The organism is Amycolatopsis kentuckyensis (assembly GCF_041679295.1).
Taxonomy (GTDB): Bacteria; Actinomycetota; Actinomycetes; order Mycobacteriales; family Pseudonocardiaceae; genus Amycolatopsis; species Amycolatopsis kentuckyensis_A.
Genome location: NZ_JBGDMD010000003.1, coordinates 705248 through 730286, shown reverse-complemented (window position 1 = coordinate 730286; position 25039 = coordinate 705248). Strand labels below are relative to the sequence as shown.

Below are 25039 nucleotides of genomic sequence, written 5' to 3'. Positions count from 1 at the left end.
AGCGTGCGGGCCGCCACATCGGCAAGATGACGGGGTGGGATACGACGCGTTGCTGTGGCTTTCGTTCGGCGGTCCGGAAGGGCCCGACGACGTCATGCCGTTCCTCGAGAACGTCACCAGGGGCCGGGGCGTGCCGCGGGAGCGGCTGCTCGAAGTCGCGGAGCACTACCAGCACTTCGGCGGGGTGTCGCCGATCAACCGGCTGAACCGCGACGCGATGGCGGCGGTCGAGAAGCAGCTCGCCGCGGCCGGCATCGACCTGCCGGTGCACTTCGGCAACCGCAACTGGCACCCGATGGTCGAGGACACGCTGGCATCGCTGGCTTCTTCCGGCGCTTCGCGGGTCCTGGTGTTCCCCACGAGCGCGTACGGCGGGTACTCGGCGTGCCGCCAGTACGACGAGGACATCGAGCGTGCCCGCGCGGCGGTCGGTTCCGGGGCGCCCGAAATGGTGAAGATCCGCCAGTTCTTCGACCACCCGCTGTTCGTCTCGGCGGTGGCGGACGGCGTTCGCGCGGCCCACGCGTCGCTGGGCGACGAGCCGGGGATCCGCACGGTGTTCACGGCGCACTCGGTCCCGTCGAGCGCGGACCGCGCCTCGGGCCCCCCGTCGGAGGGCGGCCACCGCTACTCGCGCCAGATCGCCGAGGCGGCCCGCCTGGTGGCGGCATCGGCGGGGATTTCGGAGTACGACGTCGTGTGGCAGTCGAGGTCGGGGCCGCCGCAGGTGCCGTGGCTGGAGCCGGACATCGTCGACCACATCGACGCACTGCACGCTTCGGGCGTCCCCGGCGTGGTGGTGTCACCGATCGGGTTCGTGTCGGACCACCTCGAGGTGATCTGGGACCTGGACAACGAGGCAGCCGAGCGAGCGGCGGAACACGGGATGAAGTTCGCCCGCGCGGCGACGGCGGGCTCGGACCCGAGGTTCGCGGAGCTGGTGGTGGAGCTGGTCAGGGAGCACACGCACGGGGTGGAGCCGCGGAAGCTGTCCCCGTTCCCGGTGGCGGGCTGCACGATCAATGGCGCGCCTTGCGCGGTGGGCTGCTGCGAGCCGGCCAAGCGCCCGACTCGCTGACGTTGACGAGCGCCCCAAGGCAGCCTTGGGGCGCTCGAAACTTCAGCCCTCGCGGGCCGTGGACTCCGCGAACACCCGCACGGCCTCGTTGACCGCCGCGCACCGGGCCGTCCGCACCGCGTCCGACAACGGCCGCAGCGCCTGGGCCCGCAACGTCGACGCCGAAGCCGAGATCGCCCCACCCGGGTCATCCGATGACGCGATCGCCAAGATCGCCGCGATCTCCTCCGCGCGCTGCAACACCCGCAACGCCCGCCCCGGCGTCCCCGCGGGCCAGTCCACGTCCGGCCGCGACCGCAAGTGCGCCGACAGCTCCGCCCGCACCCCCGGCCGGTCCGAGGCCACGTCCAACGCCTGCAGCGCCCCCGCGCTGTTCCGGATCGCGTCCGTCAGGCCATGCTCGGCTTCGCCCAGCCCGACGTACTCGAGCGCCGAAGGCGAAGACAGCGAGTACACCGTCCACCGGACCAGACCCTCGGCGATCGGCTCCGGCACCAGCCCGAAGCCGAGGTCCGCCAGCACCACCGCGTCGCCCGCGCGCAGGGCCGCCTCCGTGAACGGGCCTCCGCCGCCGAGGCCGCGGACGTCGCCCGGGACCGGGAGGACCAGCTGCATGCTTTTCGCTCCCTGCGAACGCAACGCCATCAGGAGCTGGACCGGGGTGGCCGCGCGGTTGAACGCCAGCGGCAGCTCGAACGCCTCCGCCGCGGGGGCGTCGGCGGCCACCACGTCATGGGCCTCACCCCACGCGAGCAGGGCGTCGAGCACATCGTCGGACGCGGCGGCTCCGTTGAGCCACGCGGAGGACCAGACGGCGAAAGTCGCACTGGGACGGCACACGACGCCCTATTTTACCGGGCCGGCCGGCAACACAGCAGTGCGCCCACGCTGGAGTCGCTCCACGTCGACGCACCGGCGATCCCGCAGTAGCGTCGAACGGGTGAACGCTGTTCCAGACGCTCTTCCCCGCACCGCCGGGGCCCTGCGCGCGGCCGGGTACGAGCCGCGCCCGATCGCGCAAGAGATCCACGACAACCTGCTGACCGCCCTCAAGAACGGCGAGGACGCCTGGCCCGGCATCGTCGGCTTCTCCCGCACCGTGCTGCCGCAGCTCGAGCGCGCGCTGCTGGCCGGCCACGACGTCGTCCTGCTCGGCGAACGCGGCCAGGGCAAGACCCGCTTGCTGCGCACCCTCGCCGGCCTGCTCGACGAGTGGACCCCCGTCATCGAGGGCTCCGAGCTGGGCGAACACCCGCTGCAGCCGATCACGCCCGCGTCGCTGCGCCGCGCCGCCGAACTCGGCGACGACCTGCCCGTGGCCTGGCGCCACCGCTCCGAGCGCTACACCGAGAAGCTCGCCACGCCGGACACCTCCGTCGGCGACCTGATCGGCGACGTCGACCCGGTGAAGGTCGCCGAAGGCCGCAGCCTCGGCGACCCCGAGACCATCCACTTCGGTCTGGTCCCGCGTGCCCACCGCGGCATCGTCGCCATCAACGAGCTGCCCGACCTCGCCGAGCGCATCCAGGTCGCGCTGCTCAACGTGATGGAGGAGCGCGACATCCAGGTCCGCGGCTACACGCTGCGACTGCCCCTGGACGTCCTGCTCGTCGCGACCGCGAACCCCGAGGACTACACCAACCGCGGCCGGATCATCACCCCGCTGAAGGACCGCTTCGGCGCCGAGATCCGCACCCACTACCCCCTGGACGTCGAGGCTGAGGTCGCCGTCGTCAAACAGGAAGCCAATCTCGTCGCCGAAGTCGGCGAGCCGCTGCTGGAGGTGCTCGCCCGGTTCGTCCGGAACCTCCGCGAATCCACCGTCATCGACCAGCGTTCGGGCGTGTCGGCCCGGTTCGCCGTCGCGGCGGCGGAGACCGTGGCGGCCGCGGCCCTGCGCCGCGCCGCCCTGACCGGGGAAGAGCCCGCCGTGGCGCGTCCGGTCGACCTCGACGCCGTCCCGTCCGTGCTGCGGGGCAAGATCGAGTTCGAACCCGGCGAAGAGGGCCGCGAGGTCGAGCACCTCGTGCACCTGATGCGCCGGGCGATCGCCGAGACGGCCCGTGGCCGCTTCGCGGGGCTGGACCTGCGTCCGCTGGCCGACGCCGTCGAGGAGGGCCACCTGGTCGCCACCGGCGAGCGCATCCCCGCCAAGGACGTCCTCGCGGCCCTGCCGGAGCTCCCGGTGCTGCACGAGGTCGCCCAGCGCGCCGGCGTGTCCGCCGACGAGCCCGCCGGGCGGATCGCGGCCGCCGTCGAGCTCGCCCTCGAATCGCTGTTCCTGGCGCGCCGGCTGGCCAAGGACTCCGACGACGCGACGACCGTCTACGGCCGATGACCGCGGTCCCGCTTCCCGACGGCTACTCCTACGGCCCGTGGCACGACGGGCCGGACCCGCTCGCGCCCCCGGCCGACCTGCGCGACGCGCTCGACGAGATCGGCCGCGAGGTGATGGCCGGGGCGTCGCCGCGGTCCGCGCTGGAGGAGCTGCTCCGGCGCGGCACCGAGCGCACGTCCGGCCTGGACGAGCTGACCCGGCGCCTGTGGCAGCGCCGGTCGCAGATCCAGCGCCGCAACAACCTGAACGGCACCCTCCAGGAGGTCCAGCGCCTCCTGCAGGAGGCCCTCGACGCCGAACGCCGGGAGCTGTTCCCGGACCCGGACGACGAAGCCCGCTTCCGCGAGGCCCAGCTCGACGCGCTCCCGTCGGGCACCGCCGCCGCGGTCAACGAGCTGGCGAACTACGACTGGCGCTCCGAGCAAGGCCGGGAGAACTACCAGCAGATCCGCGACCTGCTCGGCCAGGAGCTGATGGAGTCGCGCTTCCAGGGCATGAAGCAGGCGCTGCAGAACGCCGGGCCCGAGGACGTCGAGCGGATCAACGAGATGCTCTCCGACCTCAACGACCTGCTCGCCGCGCACGCCCAAGGCGCCGAAGACATCCAGGAGCGCTTCGAGGACTTCATGTCCAAGCACGGCGAGTTCTTCCCGGAGAACCCGCGGAACGTCGAAGAACTGATCGACGCGCTCGCCGAGCGGTCCGCCGCGGCGCAGCGGATGCTCAACTCGATGTCGGCCGAGCAGCGCGCGGAGCTCGCCGAGCTGACCCAGCAGGCGTTCGGCGACCCGCGGCTCGCGCAGCAGCTGTCCCAATTGGACAGTCAGCTGCGGGCCGCGCGGCCCGGCGAGGACTGGACCGGCTCGGAACGCTTCCGCGGCAACAACCCGCTGGGCATGGGCGAAGGCGCCCAGGCGATGGCGGACCTCGCCGAGCTGGACGCGCTGGCCGAGCAGCTGAGCCAGTCCTACCCGGGCGCGAGCCTGGAGGACATCGACCTGGAGGCGCTCGAACGCCAGCTCGGCAAGGACGCCGGCGTCGACGCCCGGCGACTGTCCGAACTGGAGCGTGAGCTGCGCCGCCAGGGCCTGTTCGAACGGGCCGCCGACGGGTCGCTCCGGTTGTCGCCCAAGGCGTTGCGGCGCCTCGGCGAGACGGCGCTGGCCGACATCGTGAACGCGTTGCGCGGCAAGACCGGCGACCGCGAGACCGAGTCGGCGGGCGCGGCCGGCGAGCCCACCGGCGCGTCGCGGCCGTGGCGGTTCGGGGACATGCAGCCCTGGGACGTGCCGCGGACCATCCGCAACGCCGTGCTGCGCTCGGTCTCGGTGGGGGAGCGGCAGGTCCGGCTCGACGTCGAGGACGTCGAAGTGGTCGAGACCGAACACCGCTCCCGGGCGGCGGTCGCGCTGCTCGTCGACACGTCCTGGTCGATGGTGCAGGAAGGCCGCTGGCTGCCGATGAAGCGCACCGCGCTCGCGCTGCACCAGCTGATCAGCACGCGCTTCCGCAACGACGCGCTGCAGCTGATCTCGTTCGGCCGCTACGCCCAGTCGGTGGAGCTGCCGGAGCTGGTCGGCCTGGAGGGTGCGTGGGAGCAGGGCACCAACGCCCACCACGGGCTGCTGCTCGCCGGGCAGCACCTGCGCCGGCACCCGGACGCCCAGCCGGTGGTGCTGATGGTCACCGACGGCGAGCCGACCGCCCACCTGGAACCGGACGGCGAGGCGGTCTTCGACTACCCGCCCCAGCCGCGGACCCTCCACAAGACACTGTCCGAAGTGGACCGGCTGGCCAAGCTGGGCGCGTCGGTGACGGTGTTCCGCCTCGGTGACGACCCGCGCCTGACGGCGTTCGTCGACGTCATCGCGCGGCGGTCGGGCGGCCGGGTGGTGGCCCCGGACCTCGACGGTCTGGGCGCCGCGGTGGTCGGCGACTACCTGCGCACCCGGCGGCGCTGAGGCGGGTCGGGGATCGGGTGGTCGGCGGCTACCCGCGCACCCGGCGATGCCGGCCCGGCGCCGGCGGGTTCGCCGCCCGGTCCAGCGACCGGGCGGCGCGCGCGGTGTCGTCGTGCCCGGCCGGCAGGTACGCCTCGTGGTCGGCGAGCACCTCGCGGCCGAGCGCACCGGCCTGCGTGAACGCCCTTTCCGCCACCAGGAGGTCGACCGACCGGCGCCGCAGCCGCAGGATCGGGCCGAGCCGCGGGCCCGCCGACACCGACGGCAGCGCCCGGAAGTGCCGCCACAGCGCGGCGGCGTGGTCGGCGAGATCGGCCGTGTCTTCGGTGTCCAGCACGGCGAACGCCCGGTCGAGCACCTCGGCCAGGCGTTCTTCCGCGTGCAGCAGCCCCAGCACCGCGCGCCGGGTCAGGCGGTGCATCGTCACGACTTCGCCGCGGACGTCGAACTCCGCGAGCGACGCGGCCTCCAGCCCGGCCAGCGCGGTGTCCACCGCCACCGGGTCCGGGCCGGCCCGGTGCACCAGGGTCCGCCGCACACCCCGCGGCGCCAGCACGGCCAGGAGCTCGGCGACGACCGCGGCCCGGCCGTCCCGCGCGGCGACGGTGCGCAGCGCCGCGAGCGTGGTGTCCTCGACCCAGGGCGAATGGTCCTCACCCGGTTCGCGCTCCAGCACCAGCGCGCCCGGCAGCCGGTCCAGGTATTCCGTGGAGCCCGACGCCCGGATCACCCCACCGGCCTGGGCCAGCGCCAGCGGCAGGTAGCCGAGTTCGCGGGCGACGTCGGCGGCGTCGGCGTCGCGGCCGGACCGCGCGTGCAGGAAACCGGCGGCGGTGGCCGGGTCGAAGCCGGTGACCGGCACCGTGGCGCCGAGGATTTCGAAGTCCGGCACCGTGGTGGTCACCAGGACCCGGGCCCGGGCCGGCAGCCACCGGGTGAGCGCGTCCGGGTCGGTCGGGCCGTCGAACACCACGACGGCGCCGTCGCGCCCGTCGAGCCACGCGAGACCCGCGTCGGGGCCGGACAAGCCGTGCTGCCGGGCGAGTTCCGCATAGGCGCGGGCGGTGTTCGCCGGGTCGGCCGCCGCCACCCAGAGCACCGGCGAGCGGCTTTCGCGGACGAACGCGGCGGCGACGTGCGTCTTGCCCACCCCGCCGCGGCCCAGCAGGACGCAGGAACGGCCGGCGCGGAACGTCTCGTCGATCTTCGCGAGCAGGTCGTCGCGGCGCACCGCGGAACGGGGTTCGCGAGGCACCGGGCCGAGCACCGGCCGGGGACGCGCCCGGCGCAGCCGAAGCAGCACGACCGCCGTGACCAGCGCGATCACGGCGACCGCACCGCCCAAGACGATCATGGTGCCCATCGGGTCAGGCTAACCGCGCTCGTCGCGCGACGGCGGTTGCGGAAGGGTGACGCTTGACCCTCACGTCGCGTGAGGCACCACCGTGGTCTCCGCAAGGGCCGAAGAGGCCGGAGAGGAAGAGGGAAACCGATGGGGCATCCCGTGGGCAAGGTCGCCGCACTGGCCGGGATCACCGTCCGGACGCTGCACCACTACGACGAGATCGGCCTGCTCAGCCCGAGCGGCCGGACGCACGCCGGGTACCGCAGCTACGACGACGACGATCTCGACCGGCTGCAGCGCATCCTGTTCTACCGGGAGCTCGGGTTCCCCCTCGAGACGATCGCGACCCTCGTCGACGACCCGGGCATCGACGCCGACGCGCACCTGGAGAAGCAGCGGGAGCTGCTGGTGGCGCGGATGGGCGAGCTCGGGCGGATGGTCGCGGCCGTCGATCGCGTGATGGAGGCGAGAGCCATGGGCAACGCACTGACGCCCGAGGAGAAGTTCGAAGTGTTCGGCGGGTTCCGCGAACCGGACGGCTACGCGGAGGAAGCCGCTCGCCGGTGGGGCGGCACGCCCGAGTGGCAGGGCGCGACGCCACCGTCCAAGGAGGACCTGGCGGCCGGCGAAGCGGTCCGCCAGGACTGGGTGCGGCGGCTCACCGCCCTGCGCGACGCGGGCGGCGCGCCGGACGGCCCCGAGGCGATGGACCTCGCCGAGGAGCACCGCGCGATGCTCGCCCGCGTGCTGGGCGAGTGCTCGTACGAGACGCAGCGGCGCATCGCCGAGCTGTACGTCACCGAGCCCGTCCAGCTCGGGTTCCTGGTCCGCGAGGAGGAACAGCGCCCCGGCGTCGGGGAGTTCGTCCGCGACGCCATCGTGGCGAACGTCGCACGCCGGCGATAACCGCTGCTCCACGTGGGGGAGGAGTCCCACCGGGCGGGAGGGTGCCGGAGCGAACGCTTACAGTCGAGGGTATGCAGACTTGGTCATCGGTCGACGTGCCCCGCATCCCCGGCACCCCCCGCCCGCTGCGGCTCCACGACACGGCCACCGGGCAGATCCGCCCGACCGCGCCCGGCGCCACCGCCCGGATGTACGTCTGCGGCATCACGCCCTACGACGCGACGCATCTGGGGCACGCCGCGACGTACCTGGCCTTCGACCTGGTGAACCGCGTGTGGCGGGACAACGGGCACGACGTCCACTACGTGCAGAACGTCACGGACATCGACGAGCCGCTGCTCGAGCGGGCCCAGCGCGACCAGGACGACTGGGTCGTGCTGGGCATGCGCGAGACGGCGCTGTTCCGCGAGGACATGACCGCACTGCGCGTCCTCCCGCCGAAGCAGTTCGTCGGCGCGGTGGAGAGCATCCCGGAGATCGTCGAGGTCATCGCGAAGCTCCTGGCCAACGGTGCCGCCTACCGGGCCGACGACCCGGAGTTCCCGGACGTCTACTTCGACCACACGGCGACGGGGAAGTTCGGCTACGAGTCGAACTACGACGAGCCGACCATGACCAAGTTCTTCGCCGAGCGCGGCGGCGACCCCGACCGCGCCGGCAAGCGTCACCCGCTGGACGCGCTGCTGTGGCGCGTGGCCCGCGAGGGTGAGCCGTCGTGGGAGTCCGAGCTCGGCCCGGGCCGGCCGGGCTGGCACATCGAGTGCAGCGCGATCGCGGTCAACCGGCTGGGCCTCGGGTTCGACCTCCAGGGCGGCGGCTCGGACCTGATCTTCCCGCACCACGAGTACAGCGCGGCGCACGCCGAGGCCGTCGCCAAGGACGGGCCGTTCGCCCGCCACTACGTCCACGCCGGGATGATCGGCCTCGACGGCGAGAAGATGTCGAAGTCGCGCGGGAACCTGGTGTTCGTCTCGCGGCTGCGGGCCGACCAGGTCGACCCGGCCGCGATCCGGCTGGCGCTGTTCGCCGGCCACTACCGCGAGGACCGCGCCTGGACGGCCGGCCTGCTGACCGAGGCGGAGGCCCGGCTGGCCCGCTGGCGCGAAGCCGTCTCGCTGCCGGCCGGCCCGTCGGCCGAGGACACGATCGCCCGGCTGCGCGACCACCTCTCCGACGACCTCGACACGCCGAAGGCCCTGGCGGCGATCGACGCGTGGGCGAGCGAGGCGCTGCGCCGCGACGGCACGGACGCGACGGCGCCCGGCCTGATCCGCATCGCGGTCGACGCCCTGCTCGGCATCACCCTCTGACGACCACGAGGAGGGCCCGGCGCGCTGCCGGGCCCTCCTCGTGTATAACGACCTATACCGCCACGGGCCGGCCTGCGGCCAGCTCCAGGTGGTCGCCCGCCCAGTCCCGGCGCAGCCACCGGTCGTGGGACGCGATGACGACCGCGCCGGGTGCCGTCTCGAGCGCCGTGAACAACTCTTCCGCCAGGGTCAGCGAAATGTGGTTCGTCGGCTCGTCCAGCAGCAGCACGTCCGGCGGCTCGGCGAGCAGGATCGCCAGCGCCAGCCGTCGCCGCTGACCGACCGAGAGCGCTCCGACCGGCTGCCGGAGATCCCGGGACGCCAGCAGCCCGAGGTGGCTCAGCGGGGGAGCGTCCTCGCCGAGCGTGTCCCGGTACACCCGCGCTGCCGTCCGCTCCGGTCCGGCGAACACGACGTCCTGCTCCAGCAGCCCGACGCGGACGTCGTGTCCGAAGTGGACCGTTCCGCCGGCCGGGGTCAGGTGTCCCGCGAGGACGGACAGCAGTGTCGACTTCCCGGCTCCGTTCCCGCCGGTGACGAGCAGCCGCGCCGAACTGTCGACGTCGAGGCGCGGCAACCGGAGCCGCCCGGGGACGTCCAGGTCCCGCACCGAGATCGCCGGTCCGTCGCCGCTCGCGTGCCCGGTGAGCTCGGCCCGGAACCGCAGCGGCGCCGGGGGTTTGCGCACCTGGTCGCGTTCCAGGTTCTCCAGCCGCTGCTCGGCGTCGCGCACCCGTCGCGAGATCGTCTTCTGGACGCGGGCGCCCTTGAAGTGGTGGATGAACTTGTCGTTGTCGCGCGGGCCGCGGCCGTAGGCGACGTTCCGCGCGGTGACCGCGACGGTCTCCCGCAGCTCCTTCAGCTCCTCCTGTTCTTCGGCGAACCGCTGCTCCCACCGCGCCCGCTCGGCCTTCTTGTGCCCGAGGTAGTCGGTGTAGCTGCCGCCGTAGCGGACCGCGCCGCCGGCCTGGCGGTCGGCCGCGGCCGGGTCCAGGTCGACGATGTCGGTGCAGGCGGCGTCGAGGAACACCCGGTCGTGCGACGACAGCACGACGATCCCGGTCAGCTCGGTGAGGTGGCGTTCCAGGAAGTCCATCGCGGCGTCGTCGAGGTGGTTGGTCGGTTCGTCCAGCAGCAGCGTTTCCGGCCGCCGGACCAGCAACGCGGCCAAGCCGAGCCGGGACCGCTGCCCGCCGGACAGCGTGCCGAGCCGGCGGTCCGGTTCGACGCCGCCGAGGCCGAGCCCGTCGCAGACGAGCTTCGCGCGGCGGTCGGCGTCCCAGAGGTCGTGGGCTTGGGCCCATTCCAGGACGCGGCCGTACTCGTCCAGCACCGCCGCGTCGTCGGGCCGGTCGGTCATCGCCGTGGTCAGCTCGTCGAGCCGGGCCGCGGCGACGCGGATTTCGGCCAGCGCGTCGTCGAGGACGTCGGCGAAGGTCGCGTCCATGCCGAACGGCAGCTCCTGCAGCAGGAACCCGACGTCCGGGCCGCGCAGCACCTCGCCGGAGCGGGGTTCCTCGAGCCCGGCGAGCAGCCGCAGCAGGGTGGACTTGCCGGTGCCGTTCTCGCCGACCAGGCCGAGCCGCTGCCCGGCCGACGCGGTCAGCGAGACGCCGTCGAGGACGACGCGGGTGCCGTAGCCGAAGACGACGTCCTTGGCCTGCAAGGGAAAGAGGGTAGACATGTGCGATCACCGGGCCCTGGTGGGAAGAAGCGGAAATCCCGCCGGGCGTCGTGGCACGCGGGAGCGTCAGGCTCGACCGGGTGCCGCCTCGGAAGCGGGATGGGCGCGGTTCAGTTCCTCATAGTGGAGCCAGGTTAACGCAACACCAGTAGAGTTAGTCAACGGGTTATGGCCTGGGTCACATCCGGCAGGTCGCCCGCGGCCCGCTCGGCCGCCGCGGTGCCGTCGGTGAGGAAGCCGACGAGCGCCGTCAGCTGGCGGCGGTCCAGGCGCGCGAGCCGTTCGCCGACGAACCGGGCCATCGGCGCGTACAGCTCGGCGAGCTCGGCCATCCGGTCGGGGAGCGGCCGCACGACGAGCCGGCGGCGGTCCGCCGGATCCGGGGCGCGCTCGGCGAGCCGGTGCTGCTCCATCCGGTCGAGCAGCCGGGTGAACGCGCCGGTGGACATCCCGAGCAGCCGCGCGAGCTCGGTCGGGGAGTCGCTGACGCCGCCGTGGAGCAGGTGCAGGCAGTGCAGCTCGGTGGGGGTGACGGCCATCCGCTCGGCGACCGCGGCGTGGAAGAGCGCGGTCGAGCCCACGAACCGGGGGAGGGCGAGAGCGGCGGCGGTGGCGAGTTCGCGCTGGTCGGGCAACGTCCATCCAAGGTCGGGTGACGACGCAGTCACTGCCCTGCGCAGTGGCTGCCCGGCGAACGATAGCGGAGCGGCTTGACAAACCCGCAGGCGGCACCCAATCTGAAAGAGCACTTTCGAAATGACTCTTTCAGATAGGGATGGCCAATGGCCGAGCTGCCGCCGCGCAAGCGGATCGAGGACGTCGAGCTGCTGCGCGCCCTGGCGCACCCGCTGCGGTCGGCGCTGCTGAACCACCTCACCGCCGTCGGCCCGCGCACCGCGAGCGAGTGCGCGGAGGCGGTCGGCTCGACCGCGTCCAACTGCAGCTGGCACCTGCGGCAGCTCGCGCAGTACGGCCTGGTCGAGCGGGCGGACGCCGAAGACGGCCGGGAACGGCCGTGGCGCGCCCGGCAGGTCGGGCTGGAGATGGGGGAGCTGGCCGACGACCCCGCGCACCGCGCGGCCCAGCTCGGCATGGTGGGCGCGACCCTGGGCCACGAGCAGGAGCTGACCCAGCGGTACCTCGACTCGCTCGACGACCTCGACCCCGCGTGGCGCGGGGCGGCCGGCCTGATCACGTACGCGCTGCGCGTCACGCCGGAGGAGCTGACCCGGCTGACCGACGCGATCGACGCGCTGGTCCGGCCCTACGTCGGGGCCATCCGGACCGACGCCCCGGCGGACGCCCGCCCGGTGCACGTCGGCCTGCGGGCGTTCCCGCGCATCGAACACTCGGGGAAGGCGGAGGAATGAAACAGCTGCTGGGGGTGCCCGCGTTCGCGCGGCTGTGGGTCGCCGCGTTCTTCGGCGAGACGGCGGAGTGGATGCTGCAGGTGGCGTTGCCGGTCTACGTCTTCCAGCGCACCGGCTCCGCCGCGACGACGGCGCTGAGCATCGTGCTCGGCCTGCTGCCCGCGGTGCTGCTGAGCCCGGTCGCCGGCGTCGTCGCCGACCGGTGGAACCGGCGGGCGGTGCTGTTCGGCGTCTGCTGCGGGCTGGCCGTGGTGGCGGTGCCGCTGCTCGCGTCGCCGGGCGTGACCGTCGTGTACGCGGTGATGGCCGCGCAGGCGGCGCTGGCGTCGGTGTTCGAACCGGCGCGCAACGCGCTGGTGCCGGAACTGGTCGGCGTCGAGGAGGTCACCGGCGCGAACGGCCTGATGAGCGTCAACGGCAGCGTCGCGCGGCTGGCGGGTGGCTGGGCGGGCGGCGCGTTGCTCGGCTTCGGCGGGCTCGCCGACGTCGTCACCGGCTACTTGGCGGTGCTGGCGGTGGCGGCCGCGCTGCTGGCCAAGCCGTTCCGCCGGGTGACCGCGCCCGCGCCGGCGACCGCGCCCGAACCCGTGGTGCGCGCCTGGCTCGACGGCCTGCGCGAGCTCACCCACAACCGCCGGCTGTGGCGCACCGGGCTGGCGCTGGTGTGCACGTCGCTGGCGCAGGGGATGTTCCTGGTGCTGTTCGTGGTGTACGTCCTCGACGTGCTCGGCCGCGGGGAGGCCGACGCGGGCCTGCTGCGGGGCGTGCAGGCGATCGGGGGCCTGGCCGCCGGGTTCGCGCTCGCCACGGTGGCCCGGCGGGTCGCCCCGGCGGCGCTGCTGGGCTGGGGCGCGATCGCGCTGGGCCTGGTGTCGGCGGTGATCTGGAACCTGGCCGTGCTCACGACGGCACTAGGGGTCTACGTGGGCCTGTTCGTCCTGGTCGGCGCCCCGGGGGTGGTCGTCGGCGCGGGCGTGCTCTCGGAGATCCAGAGCGCGGTCGCGCCGGAGCGGGCCGGCCGGGTGCTGAGCACGACGTTCGCGGTGGTCGCCCTGGGCACGACGGCCGGGGCGCTGCTGGCCGGGACGCTGGTCGCGACGACCGGGCCGGCGGTGCTGCTGAACGTCCAGGCCGGGGTCTACGTCCTGGCGGGAATCCTCGTGCTGGTGCGGAAACCACCCGTAATCCGCAGGTTTCGCGAAGAACCCGCCACCGCGGTGGCTACGGTGGAGGGGTGCCGCACCTCTTCGCGACCAGCGACCTCCACGTGACCCACGAGGGCAACGGCCCGATCCTCGACTCGGTCGTCCCGGAGACGCCCGAAGACTGGCTGCTCGTGGCCGGCGACGTCGCCGAGCGGGCCGAAGCCACCATCGGGACCTTGAAGACCCTGAGCGAGCGGTTCGCGAAGGTCGTCTGGGTGCCCGGCAACCACGAGCTGTGGACGACGAACGGCGACCCGTGCCAGCTGCGCGGGCAGGCCCGGTACGAGCACCTCGTCGAGGAGTGCCGGAAGCTCGGGGTCCTGACGCCGGAAGACGAGTACCCGGTGTGGCCCCACGCCGGCCGGCCGCTGACGATCGCGCCGCTGTTCCTGCTCTACGACTACAGCTGGCGGACGCCGGAGGCCGAGGGCAAGTCGCTGGAGGAGGCCCTGAGCCAGGCGCGGGCCGCCGGCGTGGTCTGCACCGACGAGTACTTCCTGCACCCGGACCCGTACCCGAGCCGCCAGGCGTGGTGCGCGGACCGGCTCAAGATCAGCACCGAGCGCCTGGACGCGATCCCCGAAGACCACGGCACGATCCTGATGTCGCACTGGCCGCTGCACCGCCACCCGACGGCGCCGCTGTACTGGCCGGAGTTCGCGCTGTGGTGCGGAACGACGAAGACCGAGGACTGGCACGTGCGCTACCGCGCGGAGATCGCCGTCTACGGCCACCTGCACATCCCTCGGACGACCGAGGCGGACGGGGTGCGCTTCGAGGAGGTTTCGCTCGGCTATCCGCGCGAGTGGCGGAAGCGGGCGCGCGGCGCGGTGCCGATGCGCCGGATCCTGTGGCCGTCGTGACCGGGGGCGCTCCTGCTCGGTGAGTGGCGGGTCTGCGGCGCGGTCCCGGCCGTCACGAGCCGGCGCGCCGCCGCTCTCTGAGCGCGCGTACCCGGCCGCGGCTGGCGCAGGCAGGGGAGGGGCACCAGCGCCGCCGTCCGCCCGGGTCGGCGAACACACCCCGGCAGTCCTGCTCGGGGCACGCCCGTAGGTCGTGCCGCAACGGTCCGGTGAGCCAGTCCGCGGCCTGGTGCGCCAGCCGGGCGAAGGCGGCCTCGGCGGTCGGCGGGGCACTCCGGTGCAGCCTCTCCAGCGCCGCCAGGTGCACCGGCTCCGGAGCGAGTGCCCGCGCCAAAGCCCGGACTTGCTCGGCGGTCGGCGCGAGGCCGTCGACCACGCCCAGCGCCAAGGGCCGGAGTGTCTCGCGGAGTTCTCGAGCCCGGTCCAGGTCGGCGTCGGTGACCGGGGCGAGCGGGGTCAGCTCGGAAAGAGCGAACCAGTCGCGCAGCCGCTCCACGGTGGGAATGCGCTCGACCGGCCGCGCGCCGAAGTGCCGGCCGCGGGTGGCGAGCAGGTTCAGCCAGGGGGCGCCCAGGTCGAGGCGGAAGTCTTCCGGCACGTCCCCACTGTAACGGGTGAGCCGTTACACTCGGGCAGGTGACTGGGGAACCGAAGGTGCGGACGGTGCTGGGCGACATCGATCCGGCCGAGCTGGGCGTGACGAACTCCCACGACCACCTCTTCTTCGCCTCGAAACTGCTGCCGGGCCAGGAACTCGACGACCCGGCCGCCGCGGCGGACGCACTGATCCGGTTCCGGGCGGCGGGCGGCGCGGCCCTCGTCCAGTGGACGCCGCACGGGCTCGGGCGCCGGATGCGGGACCTCGCCCGGATCTCGCTGGAGACGGGCGTGCACCTCGTCGGCGCCACCGGCCTACACCGGGCCGAGCACTACGCGCCCGCCGGGCTGAGCCGGGTCGTCGACGACCTGGCCGGCGTCTTCGTCGAAGACCTGACCGGGGACACCGCGCCGCGGGCCGGGCTGATCAAGGTGGCCGGCGCGTTCCACACCATCGACTCGCACGCGCGGCTGACGATGACCGCCGCCGCGGTCGCCCACCAGGAGACCGGCGCGCCGATCGCCGTGCACCTCGAGCTCGGCACGGCGGCCCTGGAGACGGTCGAGCTGCTGTGCGGCCAGCTGGACGTTTCACCGGAAAAGGTGATTCTCGGGCACCTCAACCGCAACCCGGACCCGCGGCTGCAGCGGGAGATCGCCGAGACCGGCGTCTTCCTCGGCTTCGACGGGCCGTCGCGGGCCAACCACGCCACCGACTGGCGGCTCTTCGACGGTCTCGAAGCGCTCGTCGAAGCGGGTCACGGTGGGCAGCTCCTGCTCGGCGGCGACACGACCACCGCCGCCGCCCGGTACCAGCCGGGCGCGTCCTACCTGCTCACGACGCTGGCGCCAAGGCTGACGAAGCTGCTGGGCGGTGACGTCGTCACGGCCATGCTGGTGGCGAACCCCGCGCGGGCGTTCGCCACCAGTCCGACCGGGTGATTCAGCGGAGGCCGAAACCTTCCTGCCCGCCGCCTCGGCCGCGGCGGCGCAGGTAGCGCTCGAACTCGGCGGCGATCTTGTCGCCGCTGACGTCCTGCTCGGCGACCTCGATCTGCGCGTCGCCGCGCTCTTCGAGGCTGCGGACGTACTCGCTGATCTCCTCGTCCTCGTCGGCCATCTCGCTGACCGTGCGCTGCCACTCCTCGGACTGCTCCGGCAGCGCCCCGAGCGGGATCTCGACGTCGAGGATGTCTTCCAGTTTGTGCAGCAGGGCGAGGGTCGCCTTCGGGGACGGCGGGTGCGACACGTAGTGCGGCACCGCGGCCCAGATCGACACGGCCGGGATGCCCGCCTGCACGCAGTAGTCCTGCAGGATCCCGACGATGCCGCTCGGGCCCTGGTAGTTGTTCAGGTCGAGCCCGTAGAGCGACGCGGTGTCCTTGTCGTACGCCGTACCGGTGACCGGGACCGGCCGCGTGTGCGCGGTGTCGGCGAGCAGCGCCCCCAGCGTCACCACCGTCGCGACGTCGAGCTGCTTGATGTGCTCCAGCAGCTCGGCGCAGAAGGCGCGCCAGCGCATGTTCGGCTCGGGGCCCTGCACCAGCACGACGTCCCGGTCGAACCCGTCGGGGCGGCACACCGACAGCGTTGTCGTCGGCCAGTCCACCCGTCGAGTGACGCCGTCCACCATCCGGACGGTCGGGCGGCTGACCTGGAAGTCGTAGTAGTCGTCGGGCTCCAGTTCGGCCAGTGGTGTGGCGTCCCAGTTCAGCTGCAGGTGCTCGACCGCCCGGCTGGCCGCGTCACCTGCGTCGTTCCAGCCTTCGAAGGCGACGACCATCAACGGTCGGGTGGGTTCGGGGCGGTCGCCGGGCGGCCGCGGGGTCTCGTCGACGGGCTCACTCACCGGACCAGCCTACGACCACCGGCCTTACCCTGTTCAGCATGTCCGACCGCCTGTCGTCGCCCTTCCTCGATGCCCTCCGCTCGCGCGTTCTGGTGGCCGACGGCGCCATGGGCACCGCCCTGCAGGCCCACGACCTCGGCCTGGCCGACTTCGACGGCCTCGAAGGCTGCAACGAGATCCTCAACGTCACCCGGCCGGACGTGGTCCGCTCGGTGCACCGGGGCTACCTGGAGGCGGGCGCGGACGCCGTCGAGACCAACACTTTCGGGGCCAATTTCGCCAACTTCGCCGAGTACGACATCACCGGGCGGATCTTCGAGCTCGCCGAGGCCGGCGCGCGGCTGGCCCGCGAGACCGCCGACGAGTTCGCGACGCCGGACCGCCCGCGGTTCGTGCTCGGCTCGGTCGGCCCGGGCACCAAGCTGCCGACGCTCGGCCACGCGCCGTTCACCACGTTGCGGGACGCCTACCGCGAGGAGGTCCGCGGCCTGCTGGCCGGCGGCGTCGACGCGGTGATCGTCGAGACCACCCAGGACATCCTCCAGACGAAGGCGTCGATCATCGGCGCGAAGCGCGCGATGGCCGCCGAGGGGCGTCACGTGCCGATCCTCGCGTCGATCACCGTCGAAACGACCGGCACGATGCTGCTCGGCACCGAGGTCGGCGCGGCGCTCGCCGCCCTCGAACCGCTGGGCATCGACGTCATCGGCCTCAACTGCGCCACCGGGCCCGCCGAGATGAGCGAGCACCTGCGGCAGCTGGCCAAGCTCGCCCGGGTGCCGCTGTCGGTGATGCCGAACGCCGGCCTGCCGGAGCTCGGGCCGAACGGCGCGGTCTACCCGCTCGGCCCGGAAGCGCTGGTCGAGGCGCTGACCGGGTTCGTCCGCGAGTTCGGCGTCGGCCTGGTCGGCGGCTGCTGCGGCACGACCGACGAGCACATCCGGCAGCTCGCCGCCGCCGTCGCGGACACCGCGCCGGTCCCGCGGCGGGCGCGTCCGGAGCCCGGTGTGTCCTCGCTCTACCAGGCGGTCCCGTTCAAGCAGGACGCCAGCGTGCTCATGATCGGCGAGCGGACCAACGCCAACGGCTCGAAGGCGTTCCGCACCGCGATGCTCGAGGGTCGCTGGGACGACTGCGTCGAGATCGCCCGCGAACAGACCCGCGACGGCGCCCACCTGCTGGACCTGTGCGTCGACTACGTCGGCCGCGACGGCACCGCCGACATGGCCGAGCTGGCCGGGCGCCTGGCCACCGCGTCGACGCTGCCGATCATGCTCGACTCCACCGAGGTCGCGGTGCTTCGCGCGGGCCTGGAACGCCTCGGCGGCCGCTGCGCGGTCAACTCCGTCAACTACGAGGACGGCGACGGCCCGGAATCCCGCTTCACCCAGGTCATGGAACTGGTCAGCGAGTACGGCGCCGCCGTCGTCGCCCTGACCATCGACGAAGAGGGCCAGGCGCGCACGGCACAGAAGAAGGCCGACATCGCGACCCGGCTCATCGAGGACATCACCGGCAAGTGGGGCCTGCGCACCTCCGACGTCATCATCGACGCCCTGACCTTCACCATCGCCACCGGCCAGGAGGAGTCGCGCCGCGACGGCATCGAGACGATCGAAGCCATCCGCGAGATCAAACGCCGCCACCCCGACGTCCAGACCACCCTCGGCCTGTCGAACATCTCCTTCGGCCTCAACCCGGCCGCGCGGCAGGTGCTCAACTCCGTGTTCCTGCACGAGTGTGTCCAGGCCGGCCTGGACACCGCGATCGTGCACGCGTCGAAGATCCTGCCGATGGCCCGCATCCCCGACGACCAGCGCGCGGTCGCGCTGGACCTCGTCTACGACCGCCGTCGCGAAGGCTACGACCCGCTGCAGGAGCTGATGGCCCTGTTCGAAGGCGTCAGCGCGGCGTCGTCGAAGGCCTCGCGGGCCGAGGAGCTGGCCGCGCTGCCGCTGTTCGAACGCCTCGAACGCCGGATCGTCGACGGCGAACGCAACGGCCTCACCGACGACCTCGACGCCGCGCTGGAACAGCGGCCGGCCCTGCAGATCATCAACGACACGCTGCTGTCCGGCATGAAGACCGTCGGCGAGCTGTTCGGGTCCGGGCAGATGCAGCTGCCGTTCGTCCTCCAGTCCGCCGAGGTGATGAAGGCCGCCGTCGCGCACCTCGAGCCGCACATGGAGAAGGACGACGACTCCGGCAAGGGCCGGATCGTGCTGGCCACCGTCCGCGGCGACGTGCACGACATCGGCAAGAACCTCGTCGACATCATCCTGTCCAACAACGGCTACGAGGTCGTCAACCTCGGGATCAAGCAGCCGATCACGACCATCCTCGACGCGGCCGAGGAGCACGGCGCCGACGCGATCGGGATGTCCGGGCTGCTGGTCAAGTCGACGGTGATCATGAAGGAGAACCTCCAGGAGATGAACTCCCGGGGCGTCTCCGCGCGCTGGCCGGTGCTGCTCGGCGGCGCGGCGCTGACCCGCTCCTACGTCGAAAACGACCTCACCGAGCTGTACTTCGGCGACGTCCGTTACGCCCGCGACGCGTTCGAGGGACTGCGGCTGATGGACGCGATCATGGCGGCCAAGCGCGGGGAGTCGCCGCTGGTCGACGCCGACGCGGAGCAGAAGCGCCTGGAGCGCAAGGAACGCCGCGAACGGTCGCTGCGGATCGCCGAGGCGCGCAAAGCCCGCAAGGCGGAGGAAGAAGCCCTCGAAGGGCCGCCGCCCGCGCGCTCCGACGTCGCCACCGACGTTCCGCTGCCGAGCCCGCCGTTCTGGGGTTCGCGCGTGGTCAAGGGCGTCCCGCTCGCCGACTACGCCGCGATGCTCGACGAGCGCGCGACCTTCATGGGGCAGTGGGGCCTCAAGGGCGCCCGCGGCGGCGCCGGGCCGACGTACGACGAACTCGTCGAATCCGAAGGCCGGCCGCGGCTGCGGTACTGGCTCGACCGGCTGACCGCGGACGGTGTCCTCGTCCACGCGGCCGTCGTCTACGGCTACTTCCCGTGCGTCGCCGAGGGCGACGACCTGGTCGTGCTCACCGAGCCTTCGCCCGACGCGCCGGAGCGGCTGCGCTTCACCTTCCCGCGCCAGCGCCGCGACCGGCGGCTCTGCCTGGCCGACTTCTACCGGCCGCGCGAGGCCGGTGAAGTGGACGTCGTGCCGTTCACCGTCGTCACCATGGGCCAGCCCATCGCCGACTACGCGAACGAGCTCTTCGCCGCCAACGCCTACCGCGACTACCTCGAGGTCCACGGCCTCGGCGTCCAGCTGACCGAGGCGCTGGCGGAGTACTGGCACTGCCGCATCCGCCAGGAGCTGACCTTCCCGGGCGGTGTGGCGGTCGCCTCAGAGGACCCCGACGACGTCGAGGACTTCTTCAAGCTCGGCTACCGTGGGGCGAGGTTCTCCCTGGGCTATGGCGCCTGTCCCGACCTCGAAGACCGGGCGAAGATCGTCGCCCTCCTCGAACCGGGCCGGATCGGCGTCAAGCTGTCCGAGGAGTTCCAGCTGCACCCCGAGCAGTCGACCGACGCGATCGTCTGCCACCACCCGGAAGCGAAGTACTTCAACACCTGAGGAGAGTCCACTGTGGACGGATTGGCCGCCGTGCTCTGGGACATGGACGGCACCCTGGTCGATTCCGAGAAGCTGTGGGACATCGCCCTCTACGAGACGGCGGAATGGCTCGGCGGCAAGCTTTCCGAGGAACAGCGGATGACGCTCGTCGGGTCCAACATGGACGACACGTCGGCGTACCTGCTCGAGGTCGTCGGCCGGCCGGTCACGCGAGCGGCGATCGCGTCGACGGGCGAGGAGATCCGCCGCCGCACGGCCGGCCTGTTCGACGACGAGCTGCCGTGGCGCCCCGGCGCCCGCGAAGCCCTGACGGCGGTGCGTGAAGCCGGTTTGCGCTCGGCCCTGGTCACCTCGACCGAGCGGGACCTCACCGAGCTGGCGCTGAACACGATCGGGCGCGAGTTCTTCGACGTCACGGTGTGCGGCGACGAGGTCGACGGACTCAACAAGCCGCACCCGCGGCCGTACCTCAAGGGCGCGGAGCTGCTCGGCGTGGACCCGGCGCGGTGCGTCGCGGTCGAAGACTCGCCGCCGGGCACGGAGTCGGCGGTCGCGGCCGGCTGCACGGTCCTGGTCATCCCGAACGACGTCCCGGTCGCGGCGGGGGAGCGGCGCGTGTTCCGCGACTCGCTCGTCGGCGTCGACGTGCCGGCGCTGGCGGCCCTGCTGGGCTGAGCACGCCCATGTCGCATTTCCGCTAGCCGTCGCCGGCCTGCTCGGCGATGCTGGGTCCCGTGCACGAAGATTTCGAGCGGTGCGTGCGGGCCGTGCAGGCGAAGGACGCCCGGTTCGACGGGTGGTTCTACACCGCCGTCCTGACGACGAAGATCTACTGCCGGCCCAGCTGCCCGGTGGTGCCACCCAAGCCGCGGAACATGAGCTTCTACCCGAGCGCGGCGGCCGCGCAGCAGGCCGGGTTCCGCGCCTGCAAGCGCTGCCGCCCGGACGCGAGCCCGGGCTCGCCGCTGTGGAACGAACGCGCCGACCTGGTCGCCCGCGCCATGCGGCTGATCGCCGACGGCGTCGTCGACACCGAAGGCGTCCAGGGGCTCGCCGACCGGCTCGGCTACAGCGTCCGGCAGGTGCAGCGCCAGGTGTTCGCCGAGGTCGGCGCCGGACCCCTGGCGCTGGCCAGGGCTCAGCGCGCGCAGACCGCGCGGACGCTGATCGAGACGACCACCCTGCCGATGGCCGAGCTCGCCCTGGCCGCCGGGTTCGGCAGCATCCGGGCGTTCAACGACACCGTCCGCGAGGTGTTCGCCCTCTCGCCGACCGAACTGCGGCAGCGCGCGAAGGGCAAGCCGTCGGCGACGGCGGGCGCCATCCCGCTGCGGCTGCCCTACCGGAAGCCGCTCTGCCCGGACAACCTGTTCGGCCACCTCGTCGCCACCGGCGTACCCGGTGTCGAGGAGTGGCGCGACGGCGCCTACCGCCGGACCCTGCGGCTGCCGCACGGCCACGGCGTCGCCGCGCTGCGGCCGGAGGACGGGTTCATCGCCTGCCGGCTCACCCTGACCGACCTGCGGGACCTGCCCACGGCGACCAGCCGCTGCCGGCGCCTGCTGGACCTCGACGCCGACCCGGTCGCCGTCGACGACCAGCTCGCCACCGACCCGCTGCTCGCGCCGCTGGTGGCGGCCGCGCCGGGCCGCCGGGTGCCGCGCACGGTCGACGGCGCCGAGTTCGCCGTCCGGGCCGTGCTGGGACAGCAGGTCTCGACGGCGGCGGCCCGCACCCACGCGGCCCGGCTCGTCGTGGCCCACGGCGAACCGGTCGACGACCCCGACGGCGGGCTGACGCACCTGTTCCCGTCGCCGGACGCGCTCGCCTCCCTGGACCCGGAGACCCTGGCGATGCCGCGCTCTCGCCGCCGGACCCTGCTCGCGCTGGTCGAGGCCCTGACGGACGGCCTCGACCTCGGCGCGGGCAGCGACTGGGCCGGGACGCGGGCGGCGCTGACCGCGTTGCCCGGGTTCGGGCCGTGGACGGTCGAGAGCATCGCCATGCGCGCCCTCGGCGACCCCGACGCGTTCCTGCCCACCGACCTCGGCATCAAGTACGCCGCCGAAACCCTCGGCCTCGGCGGCCAGGCCGCCGTCGTCGCCCGGTCCGAAACGTGGCGCCCGTGGCGCGCCTACGCCACCCAGCACCTGTGGGCCACCGGTGACCACGCGATCAACCGGATGCCCGCCGCCTAGGAGATCCCATGCGTTCCCACACGGTCGTGGAGAGTCCCTGCGGCCCGCTGACCCTGGTCGCCGAGGGCGACGCGCTCTGCGGGCTGTACATGCACGAACAACGCCACCGCCCCGCTTCGCAGACCTTCGGTTCCCGTGGCGCGGCCGAGGTCTTCGCCCGCACCGAGACCCAGCTGAACGAGTACTTCGTCGGCCTGCGGCGGGAGTTCGACCTGCCCCTGACCTTCCACGGCACGCCGTTCCAGCGGTCGGTGTGGTCGGCGCTGCTCGACATCCCGTACGGCGAAACCGCGTCCTACGGCGAGCTGGCGCAGCTGCTCGGCAAGCCGGCCGCCGCGCGGGCGGTCGGCCTGGCCAACGGCAAGAACCCGGTCTCGATCATCGTGCCGTGCCACCGGGTCATCGGTTCGACGGGTTCGCTGACCGGGTACGGCGGCGGCCTGGAGCGGAAGCGGTACCTCCTCGACTTCGAACGCCGTCCCAGCCCTCGGGAGGCGTCGTCCACTTCGGTGTGAGATCGGCGGCATCCGCGGCGGGGCGGGGCGGCGCCGCCGGGGGCGGGGTGGAAGGATCTGCAGACCGTGAAGACCTTCGATGAGCTGTTCGCGGAGCTTGCCGAGCGCGCGCGTACCCGTCCCGACGGGTCCGGCACCGTCGTCGCCCTCGACGCCGGGGTGCACGCCCAGGGCAAGAAAGTGCTCGAGGAAGCCGGCGAGGTGTGGATCGCCGCCGAGCACGAATCCGACGACCGTCTCGCCGAGGAGATCTCCCAGCTGCTGTACCGGGTGCAGGTGCTGATGCTCGGCCGCGGCCTGTCGACCGAGGACGTCTACCGCTACCTGTGACGGGTCGCTGAACAAACGAGGAGAAGAGCGAAATGCTGCGTGTTGCCGTGCCGAACAAGGGAGCCCTCGCCGCCGCGGCGACGGAGATGCTCGGCGAGGCGGGCTACCGGAAGCGGCATGAGCAGCGCGACCTCACCGTGCTCGACCACGTCAACGAGGTCGAGTTCTTCTTCCTGCGTCCCAAGGACATCGCGATCTACGTCGGCTCCGGTGACCTCGACCTCGGCATCACCGGCCGGGACCTGGCGCTCGACTCCGGCGCGCCGGTGGAGGAGATCCAGGCGCTCGGCTTCGGTGGTTCGACGTTCCGCTACGCCGCCCCGGCGGGCCGCGACTGGAAGCCGGCCGACCTGCACGGCAAGCGGCTCGCGACGTCTTACCCGCGGCTGGTCCGCGACGACCTCGCCCGCCACGGCGTCGAGGCCGAGGTGATCCGCCTCGACGGCGCGGTCGAGATCTCGATCCAGCTGGGCGTGGCGGACGCGATCGCGGACGTCGTCGAGTCCGGCCGCTCGCTGCGGCAGAACAACCTCGTCGCGTTCGGCGACCCGATCTGCGTGTCGGAAGCGGTGCTGCTGCAGCGCCGCGGTACGCCGGAGAGCAAGGCGAAGTCGCAGCTGGCGGCGCGCCTGCGCGGGGTCGTGTTCGCGCAGCAGTACATGATGCTGGACTACGACTGCCCGCGGACGCTCGTCGAGCGCGCGATCGCCATCACGCCGGGTCTCGAGTCGCCGACGGTGGCGCCGCTCGCCGACGACGACTGGGTGGCGGTGCGCGCGATGGTGTCGCGCAAGAAGGTCAACCTCATCATGGACGAGCTGGCCGAGGTGGGCGCGAAGGCGATCCTGGCCTCGGACATCCGCTCCTGCCGCCTCTGACCGGCAGCCCGGCCGGCCGCGCGGAACTTCAGCGCGGCCGGTTGGGCTTCTTCGGCAGCAGGTCGTAAAGCCCCTTGCGGGCGCCGTTGTCGTTGACGTTGCGGGCCACCGCGACCTCGGAGATGAAGTCCTCGAAGACGAACTCCTCGTCCGCCGGGACCACCGCGGGTGCCTGGTTCTGCTCCAGGTAGCTGTCCAGCGTGCCGGCGATCTCGCGGAAAGACAGCGCTTGCAGCGTCTCCGGCGCGTAGGTCGTCACCGGGACGCCGTGCGCCGCCGCCTCGTTCATCACCACGCCCAGCGGCAGGTGCGACAGCATCGGGATGCCGAACTCGTACATCTCCTGCAGCGCCGCCGCCGCGTAGTGCGAGATCGGGCGCCGGTACAGGCTCGGCACCAGGCCGAACCACGACAGCGGCTGCCGCCCGACCGTCTGCTCGACGTACCGGACCTGGTCGGCCAGCAGCCGCAGCGCGCGGATGCTCGTCTTGTCCGGCTGGACCGGGACCAGGATGCCGTGCGACGCCGCCAGCGCGTTGTTCGTCAGCACGTCCAGCGCGGGCGGGCAGTCGATGACGCAGTGGTCGTAGTTGGCGAACTGGATGACCCGGGCCAGCTGCCAGCCGGGCACGCGGAACGAGTCGAGCCGCCGGATCAGGTCGAACATCCCCGGCGACGTCGGCACGACGTCGAACGCGCCGCCCTTGCCGAGGTTGCTGCGCGGGTGCGGGACGACGAGCTCCTCGATCGGGCCCTTCCACGTCTTGGCCAGGGCTTTCGCCAAGGTCGGCGTGTCTCCGCGGACCTCGGACAGGCCGAGCATCTCGGTCGTCGCGTGGCCCTGCGGGTCGAGGTCGACCAGCAGCACCCGCCGGCCCCGCTCGGCCAGTGCGGCCGCGGTGCCGACGCTCAGTGAGGTCTTGCCGACCCCGCCTTTCTGGTTGACCACCGAGGTGATCTGCATGCCGGAGCGCTCCTCAAGTCGGTCGTTCCGCGAAGGTTATTGGATGCGGGGCCGT

Annotated in this window: 22 protein-coding genes; 15 read left to right on the top strand and 7 right to left on the bottom strand. The window is 72.8% G+C overall.

Annotation, left to right across the window (positions count from 1 at the left end):
- Positions 1-34: 34 nt before the first annotated feature.
- On the top strand, positions 35-1078 hold the full coding sequence (locus tag ACERZO_RS15005; protein WP_372665238.1) for a ferrochelatase: 1044 nt from the start codon (positions 35-37) through the stop codon (positions 1076-1078).
- A gap of 42 nt (positions 1079-1120) precedes the next feature.
- Here ACERZO_RS15005 and ACERZO_RS15000 read toward each other — a convergent pair whose 3' ends face one another.
- The gene (locus ACERZO_RS15000; RefSeq protein ID WP_372665237.1) at positions 1121-1918 is read right to left on the bottom strand and encodes a hypothetical protein; all 798 of its coding nucleotides are present in this window, start codon (positions 1916-1918) and stop codon (positions 1121-1123) included.
- A gap of 100 nt (positions 1919-2018) precedes the next feature.
- On the opposite strand from ACERZO_RS15000, the gene ACERZO_RS14995 reads away from it, so the two are divergent.
- Both ACERZO_RS14995 and ACERZO_RS14990 read left to right on the top strand, forming a co-directional pair.
- Positions 2019-3416 (top strand): ATP-binding protein, encoded by a 1398-nt coding sequence (locus ACERZO_RS14995; RefSeq protein WP_372665236.1) that lies wholly within the window; start codon positions 2019-2021, stop codon positions 3414-3416.
- Positions 3413-5377, top strand: coding sequence for a hypothetical protein (locus tag ACERZO_RS14990; protein ID WP_372665235.1), 1965 nt, complete (start codon positions 3413-3415; stop codon positions 5375-5377). Before ACERZO_RS14995 ends, ACERZO_RS14990 begins: the two co-directional genes overlap by 4 nt.
- Positions 5378-5405: 28 nt before the next feature.
- Here the strand turns inward: ACERZO_RS14990 and ACERZO_RS14985 are convergent, their stop codons facing one another.
- Complete coding sequence (locus ACERZO_RS14985) at positions 5406-6740, bottom strand: hypothetical protein (RefSeq protein WP_372665234.1); 1335 nt, start codon at positions 6738-6740, stop codon at positions 5406-5408.
- Between the two features lie 129 nt (positions 6741-6869).
- Between ACERZO_RS14985 and ACERZO_RS14980 the strand changes: the two genes are divergently transcribed.
- A complete protein-coding gene (locus ACERZO_RS14980; protein WP_372665233.1) occupies positions 6870-7628 on the top strand; it encodes a MerR family transcriptional regulator in 759 nt (252 codons plus the stop codon).
- Positions 7629-7699: 71 nt separating this feature from the next.
- Positions 7700-8938, top strand: a complete 1239-nt coding sequence (gene mshC / locus ACERZO_RS14975) for a cysteine--1-D-myo-inosityl 2-amino-2-deoxy-alpha-D-glucopyranoside ligase (RefSeq protein ID WP_372665232.1) — start codon at positions 7700-7702, stop codon at positions 8936-8938.
- A gap of 52 nt (positions 8939-8990) precedes the next feature.
- Here the strand turns inward: mshC and ACERZO_RS14970 are convergent, their stop codons facing one another.
- Positions 8991-10622, bottom strand: coding sequence for an ABC-F family ATP-binding cassette domain-containing protein (locus tag ACERZO_RS14970; RefSeq protein ID WP_372665231.1), 1632 nt, complete (start codon positions 10620-10622; stop codon positions 8991-8993).
- Between the two features lie 158 nt (positions 10623-10780).
- Entirely contained in the window at positions 10781-11257 is a 477-nt protein-coding gene (locus ACERZO_RS14965) for a MarR family transcriptional regulator (RefSeq protein ID WP_372665230.1), read from the bottom strand.
- A 147-nt stretch (positions 11258-11404) separates the two neighbouring features.
- Here ACERZO_RS14965 and ACERZO_RS14960 point away from each other — a divergent pair, with 147 nt between their 5' ends.
- From ACERZO_RS14960 to ACERZO_RS14950, 3 genes are read left to right on the top strand one after another with little or no spacing between them, the layout of a single operon-like run.
- Positions 11405-11992 (top strand): ArsR/SmtB family transcription factor, encoded by a 588-nt coding sequence (locus tag ACERZO_RS14960; protein ID WP_372665229.1) that lies wholly within the window; start codon positions 11405-11407, stop codon positions 11990-11992.
- A complete protein-coding gene (locus ACERZO_RS14955) occupies positions 11989-13263 on the top strand; it encodes an MFS transporter (protein ID WP_372665228.1) in 1275 nt (424 codons plus the stop codon). The genes ACERZO_RS14960 and ACERZO_RS14955 overlap by 4 nt, the downstream gene beginning before the upstream one ends.
- Positions 13227-14060, top strand: coding sequence for a metallophosphoesterase family protein (locus ACERZO_RS14950; protein WP_372665227.1), 834 nt, complete (start codon positions 13227-13229; stop codon positions 14058-14060). Before ACERZO_RS14955 ends, ACERZO_RS14950 begins: the two co-directional genes overlap by 37 nt.
- 52 nt (positions 14061-14112) lie before the next feature.
- Here the strand turns inward: ACERZO_RS14950 and ACERZO_RS14945 are convergent, their stop codons facing one another.
- Positions 14113-14658, bottom strand: a complete 546-nt coding sequence (locus ACERZO_RS14945; protein ID WP_372665226.1) for a CGNR zinc finger domain-containing protein — start codon at positions 14656-14658, stop codon at positions 14113-14115.
- Positions 14659-14696: 38 nt separating this feature from the next.
- Here ACERZO_RS14945 and ACERZO_RS14940 point away from each other — a divergent pair, with 38 nt between their 5' ends.
- Positions 14697-15599 carry a phosphotriesterase family protein gene (locus ACERZO_RS14940; protein WP_372665225.1) on the top strand — a complete coding sequence of 301 codons (903 nt, stop codon included), beginning with the start codon at positions 14697-14699 and terminating at the stop codon, positions 15597-15599.
- Position 15600: 1 nt separating this feature from the next.
- On the opposite strand, the gene ACERZO_RS14935 is transcribed toward ACERZO_RS14940, so the two are convergent.
- Positions 15601-16506, bottom strand: coding sequence for a PAC2 family protein (locus ACERZO_RS14935; protein ID WP_086681120.1), 906 nt, complete (start codon positions 16504-16506; stop codon positions 15601-15603).
- 38 nt (positions 16507-16544) lie between these two features.
- On the opposite strand from ACERZO_RS14935, the gene metH reads away from it, so the two are divergent.
- The 6 genes from metH (at position 16545) to hisG (ending at position 24020) form a co-directional block, all read left to right on the top strand.
- A complete protein-coding gene (gene metH, locus ACERZO_RS14930) occupies positions 16545-20099 on the top strand; it encodes a methionine synthase (RefSeq protein ID WP_372665224.1) in 3555 nt (1184 codons plus the stop codon).
- A 42-nt stretch (positions 20100-20141) separates the two neighbouring features.
- On the top strand, positions 20142-20774 hold the full coding sequence (locus ACERZO_RS14925; RefSeq protein ID WP_372665573.1) for an HAD family hydrolase: 633 nt from the start codon (positions 20142-20144) through the stop codon (positions 20772-20774).
- Positions 20775-20833: 59 nt separating this feature from the next.
- A complete protein-coding gene (locus ACERZO_RS14920) occupies positions 20834-22297 on the top strand; it encodes a DNA-3-methyladenine glycosylase 2 family protein (RefSeq protein WP_372665223.1) in 1464 nt (487 codons plus the stop codon).
- Positions 22298-22305: 8 nt separating this feature from the next.
- On the top strand, positions 22306-22812 hold the full coding sequence (locus ACERZO_RS14915) for a methylated-DNA--[protein]-cysteine S-methyltransferase (protein WP_372665222.1): 507 nt from the start codon (positions 22306-22308) through the stop codon (positions 22810-22812).
- Between the two features lie 66 nt (positions 22813-22878).
- On the top strand, positions 22879-23142 hold the full coding sequence (locus tag ACERZO_RS14910) for a phosphoribosyl-ATP diphosphatase (protein ID WP_086681128.1): 264 nt from the start codon (positions 22879-22881) through the stop codon (positions 23140-23142).
- A gap of 32 nt (positions 23143-23174) precedes the next feature.
- Entirely contained in the window at positions 23175-24020 is an 846-nt protein-coding gene (gene hisG / locus ACERZO_RS14905; RefSeq protein ID WP_372665221.1) for an ATP phosphoribosyltransferase, read from the top strand.
- Between the two features lie 28 nt (positions 24021-24048).
- On the opposite strand, the gene ACERZO_RS14900 is transcribed toward hisG, so the two are convergent.
- Positions 24049-24984 carry a ParA family protein gene (locus ACERZO_RS14900; RefSeq protein WP_372665220.1) on the bottom strand — a complete coding sequence of 312 codons (936 nt, stop codon included), beginning with the start codon at positions 24982-24984 and terminating at the stop codon, positions 24049-24051.
- Positions 24985-25039 lie beyond the last annotated feature (55 nt).

Excerpts from the sequence above, each read along its gene's own strand:
- ACERZO_RS14990 (WP_372665235.1), top strand. The coding sequence starts at position 3,413 with ATGACCGCGGTCCCGCTTCCCGACGGCTACTCCTACGGCCCGTGGCAC.
- ACERZO_RS14985 (WP_372665234.1), bottom strand. The coding sequence starts at position 6,740 with ATGGGCACCATGATCGTCTTGGGCGGTGCGGTCGCCGTGATCGCGCTG.
- ACERZO_RS14980 (WP_372665233.1), top strand. The coding sequence starts at position 6,870 with ATGGGGCATCCCGTGGGCAAGGTCGCCGCACTGGCCGGGATCACCGTC.
- mshC (WP_372665232.1), top strand. The coding sequence starts at position 7,700 with ATGCAGACTTGGTCATCGGTCGACGTGCCCCGCATCCCCGGCACCCCC.
- ACERZO_RS14970 (WP_372665231.1), bottom strand. The coding sequence starts at position 10,622 with ATGTCTACCCTCTTTCCCTTGCAGGCCAAGGACGTCGTCTTCGGCTAC.
- ACERZO_RS14960 (WP_372665229.1), top strand. The coding sequence starts at position 11,405 with ATGGCCGAGCTGCCGCCGCGCAAGCGGATCGAGGACGTCGAGCTGCTG.
- ACERZO_RS14955 (WP_372665228.1), top strand. The coding sequence starts at position 11,989 with ATGAAACAGCTGCTGGGGGTGCCCGCGTTCGCGCGGCTGTGGGTCGCC.
- metH (WP_372665224.1), top strand. The coding sequence starts at position 16,545 with ATGTCCGACCGCCTGTCGTCGCCCTTCCTCGATGCCCTCCGCTCGCGC.
- ACERZO_RS14925 (WP_372665573.1), top strand. The coding sequence starts at position 20,142 with ATGGACGGCACCCTGGTCGATTCCGAGAAGCTGTGGGACATCGCCCTC.
- ACERZO_RS14915 (WP_372665222.1), top strand. The coding sequence starts at position 22,306 with ATGCGTTCCCACACGGTCGTGGAGAGTCCCTGCGGCCCGCTGACCCTG.
- hisG (WP_372665221.1), top strand. The coding sequence starts at position 23,175 with ATGCTGCGTGTTGCCGTGCCGAACAAGGGAGCCCTCGCCGCCGCGGCG.
- ACERZO_RS14900 (WP_372665220.1), bottom strand. The coding sequence starts at position 24,984 with ATGCAGATCACCTCGGTGGTCAACCAGAAAGGCGGGGTCGGCAAGACC.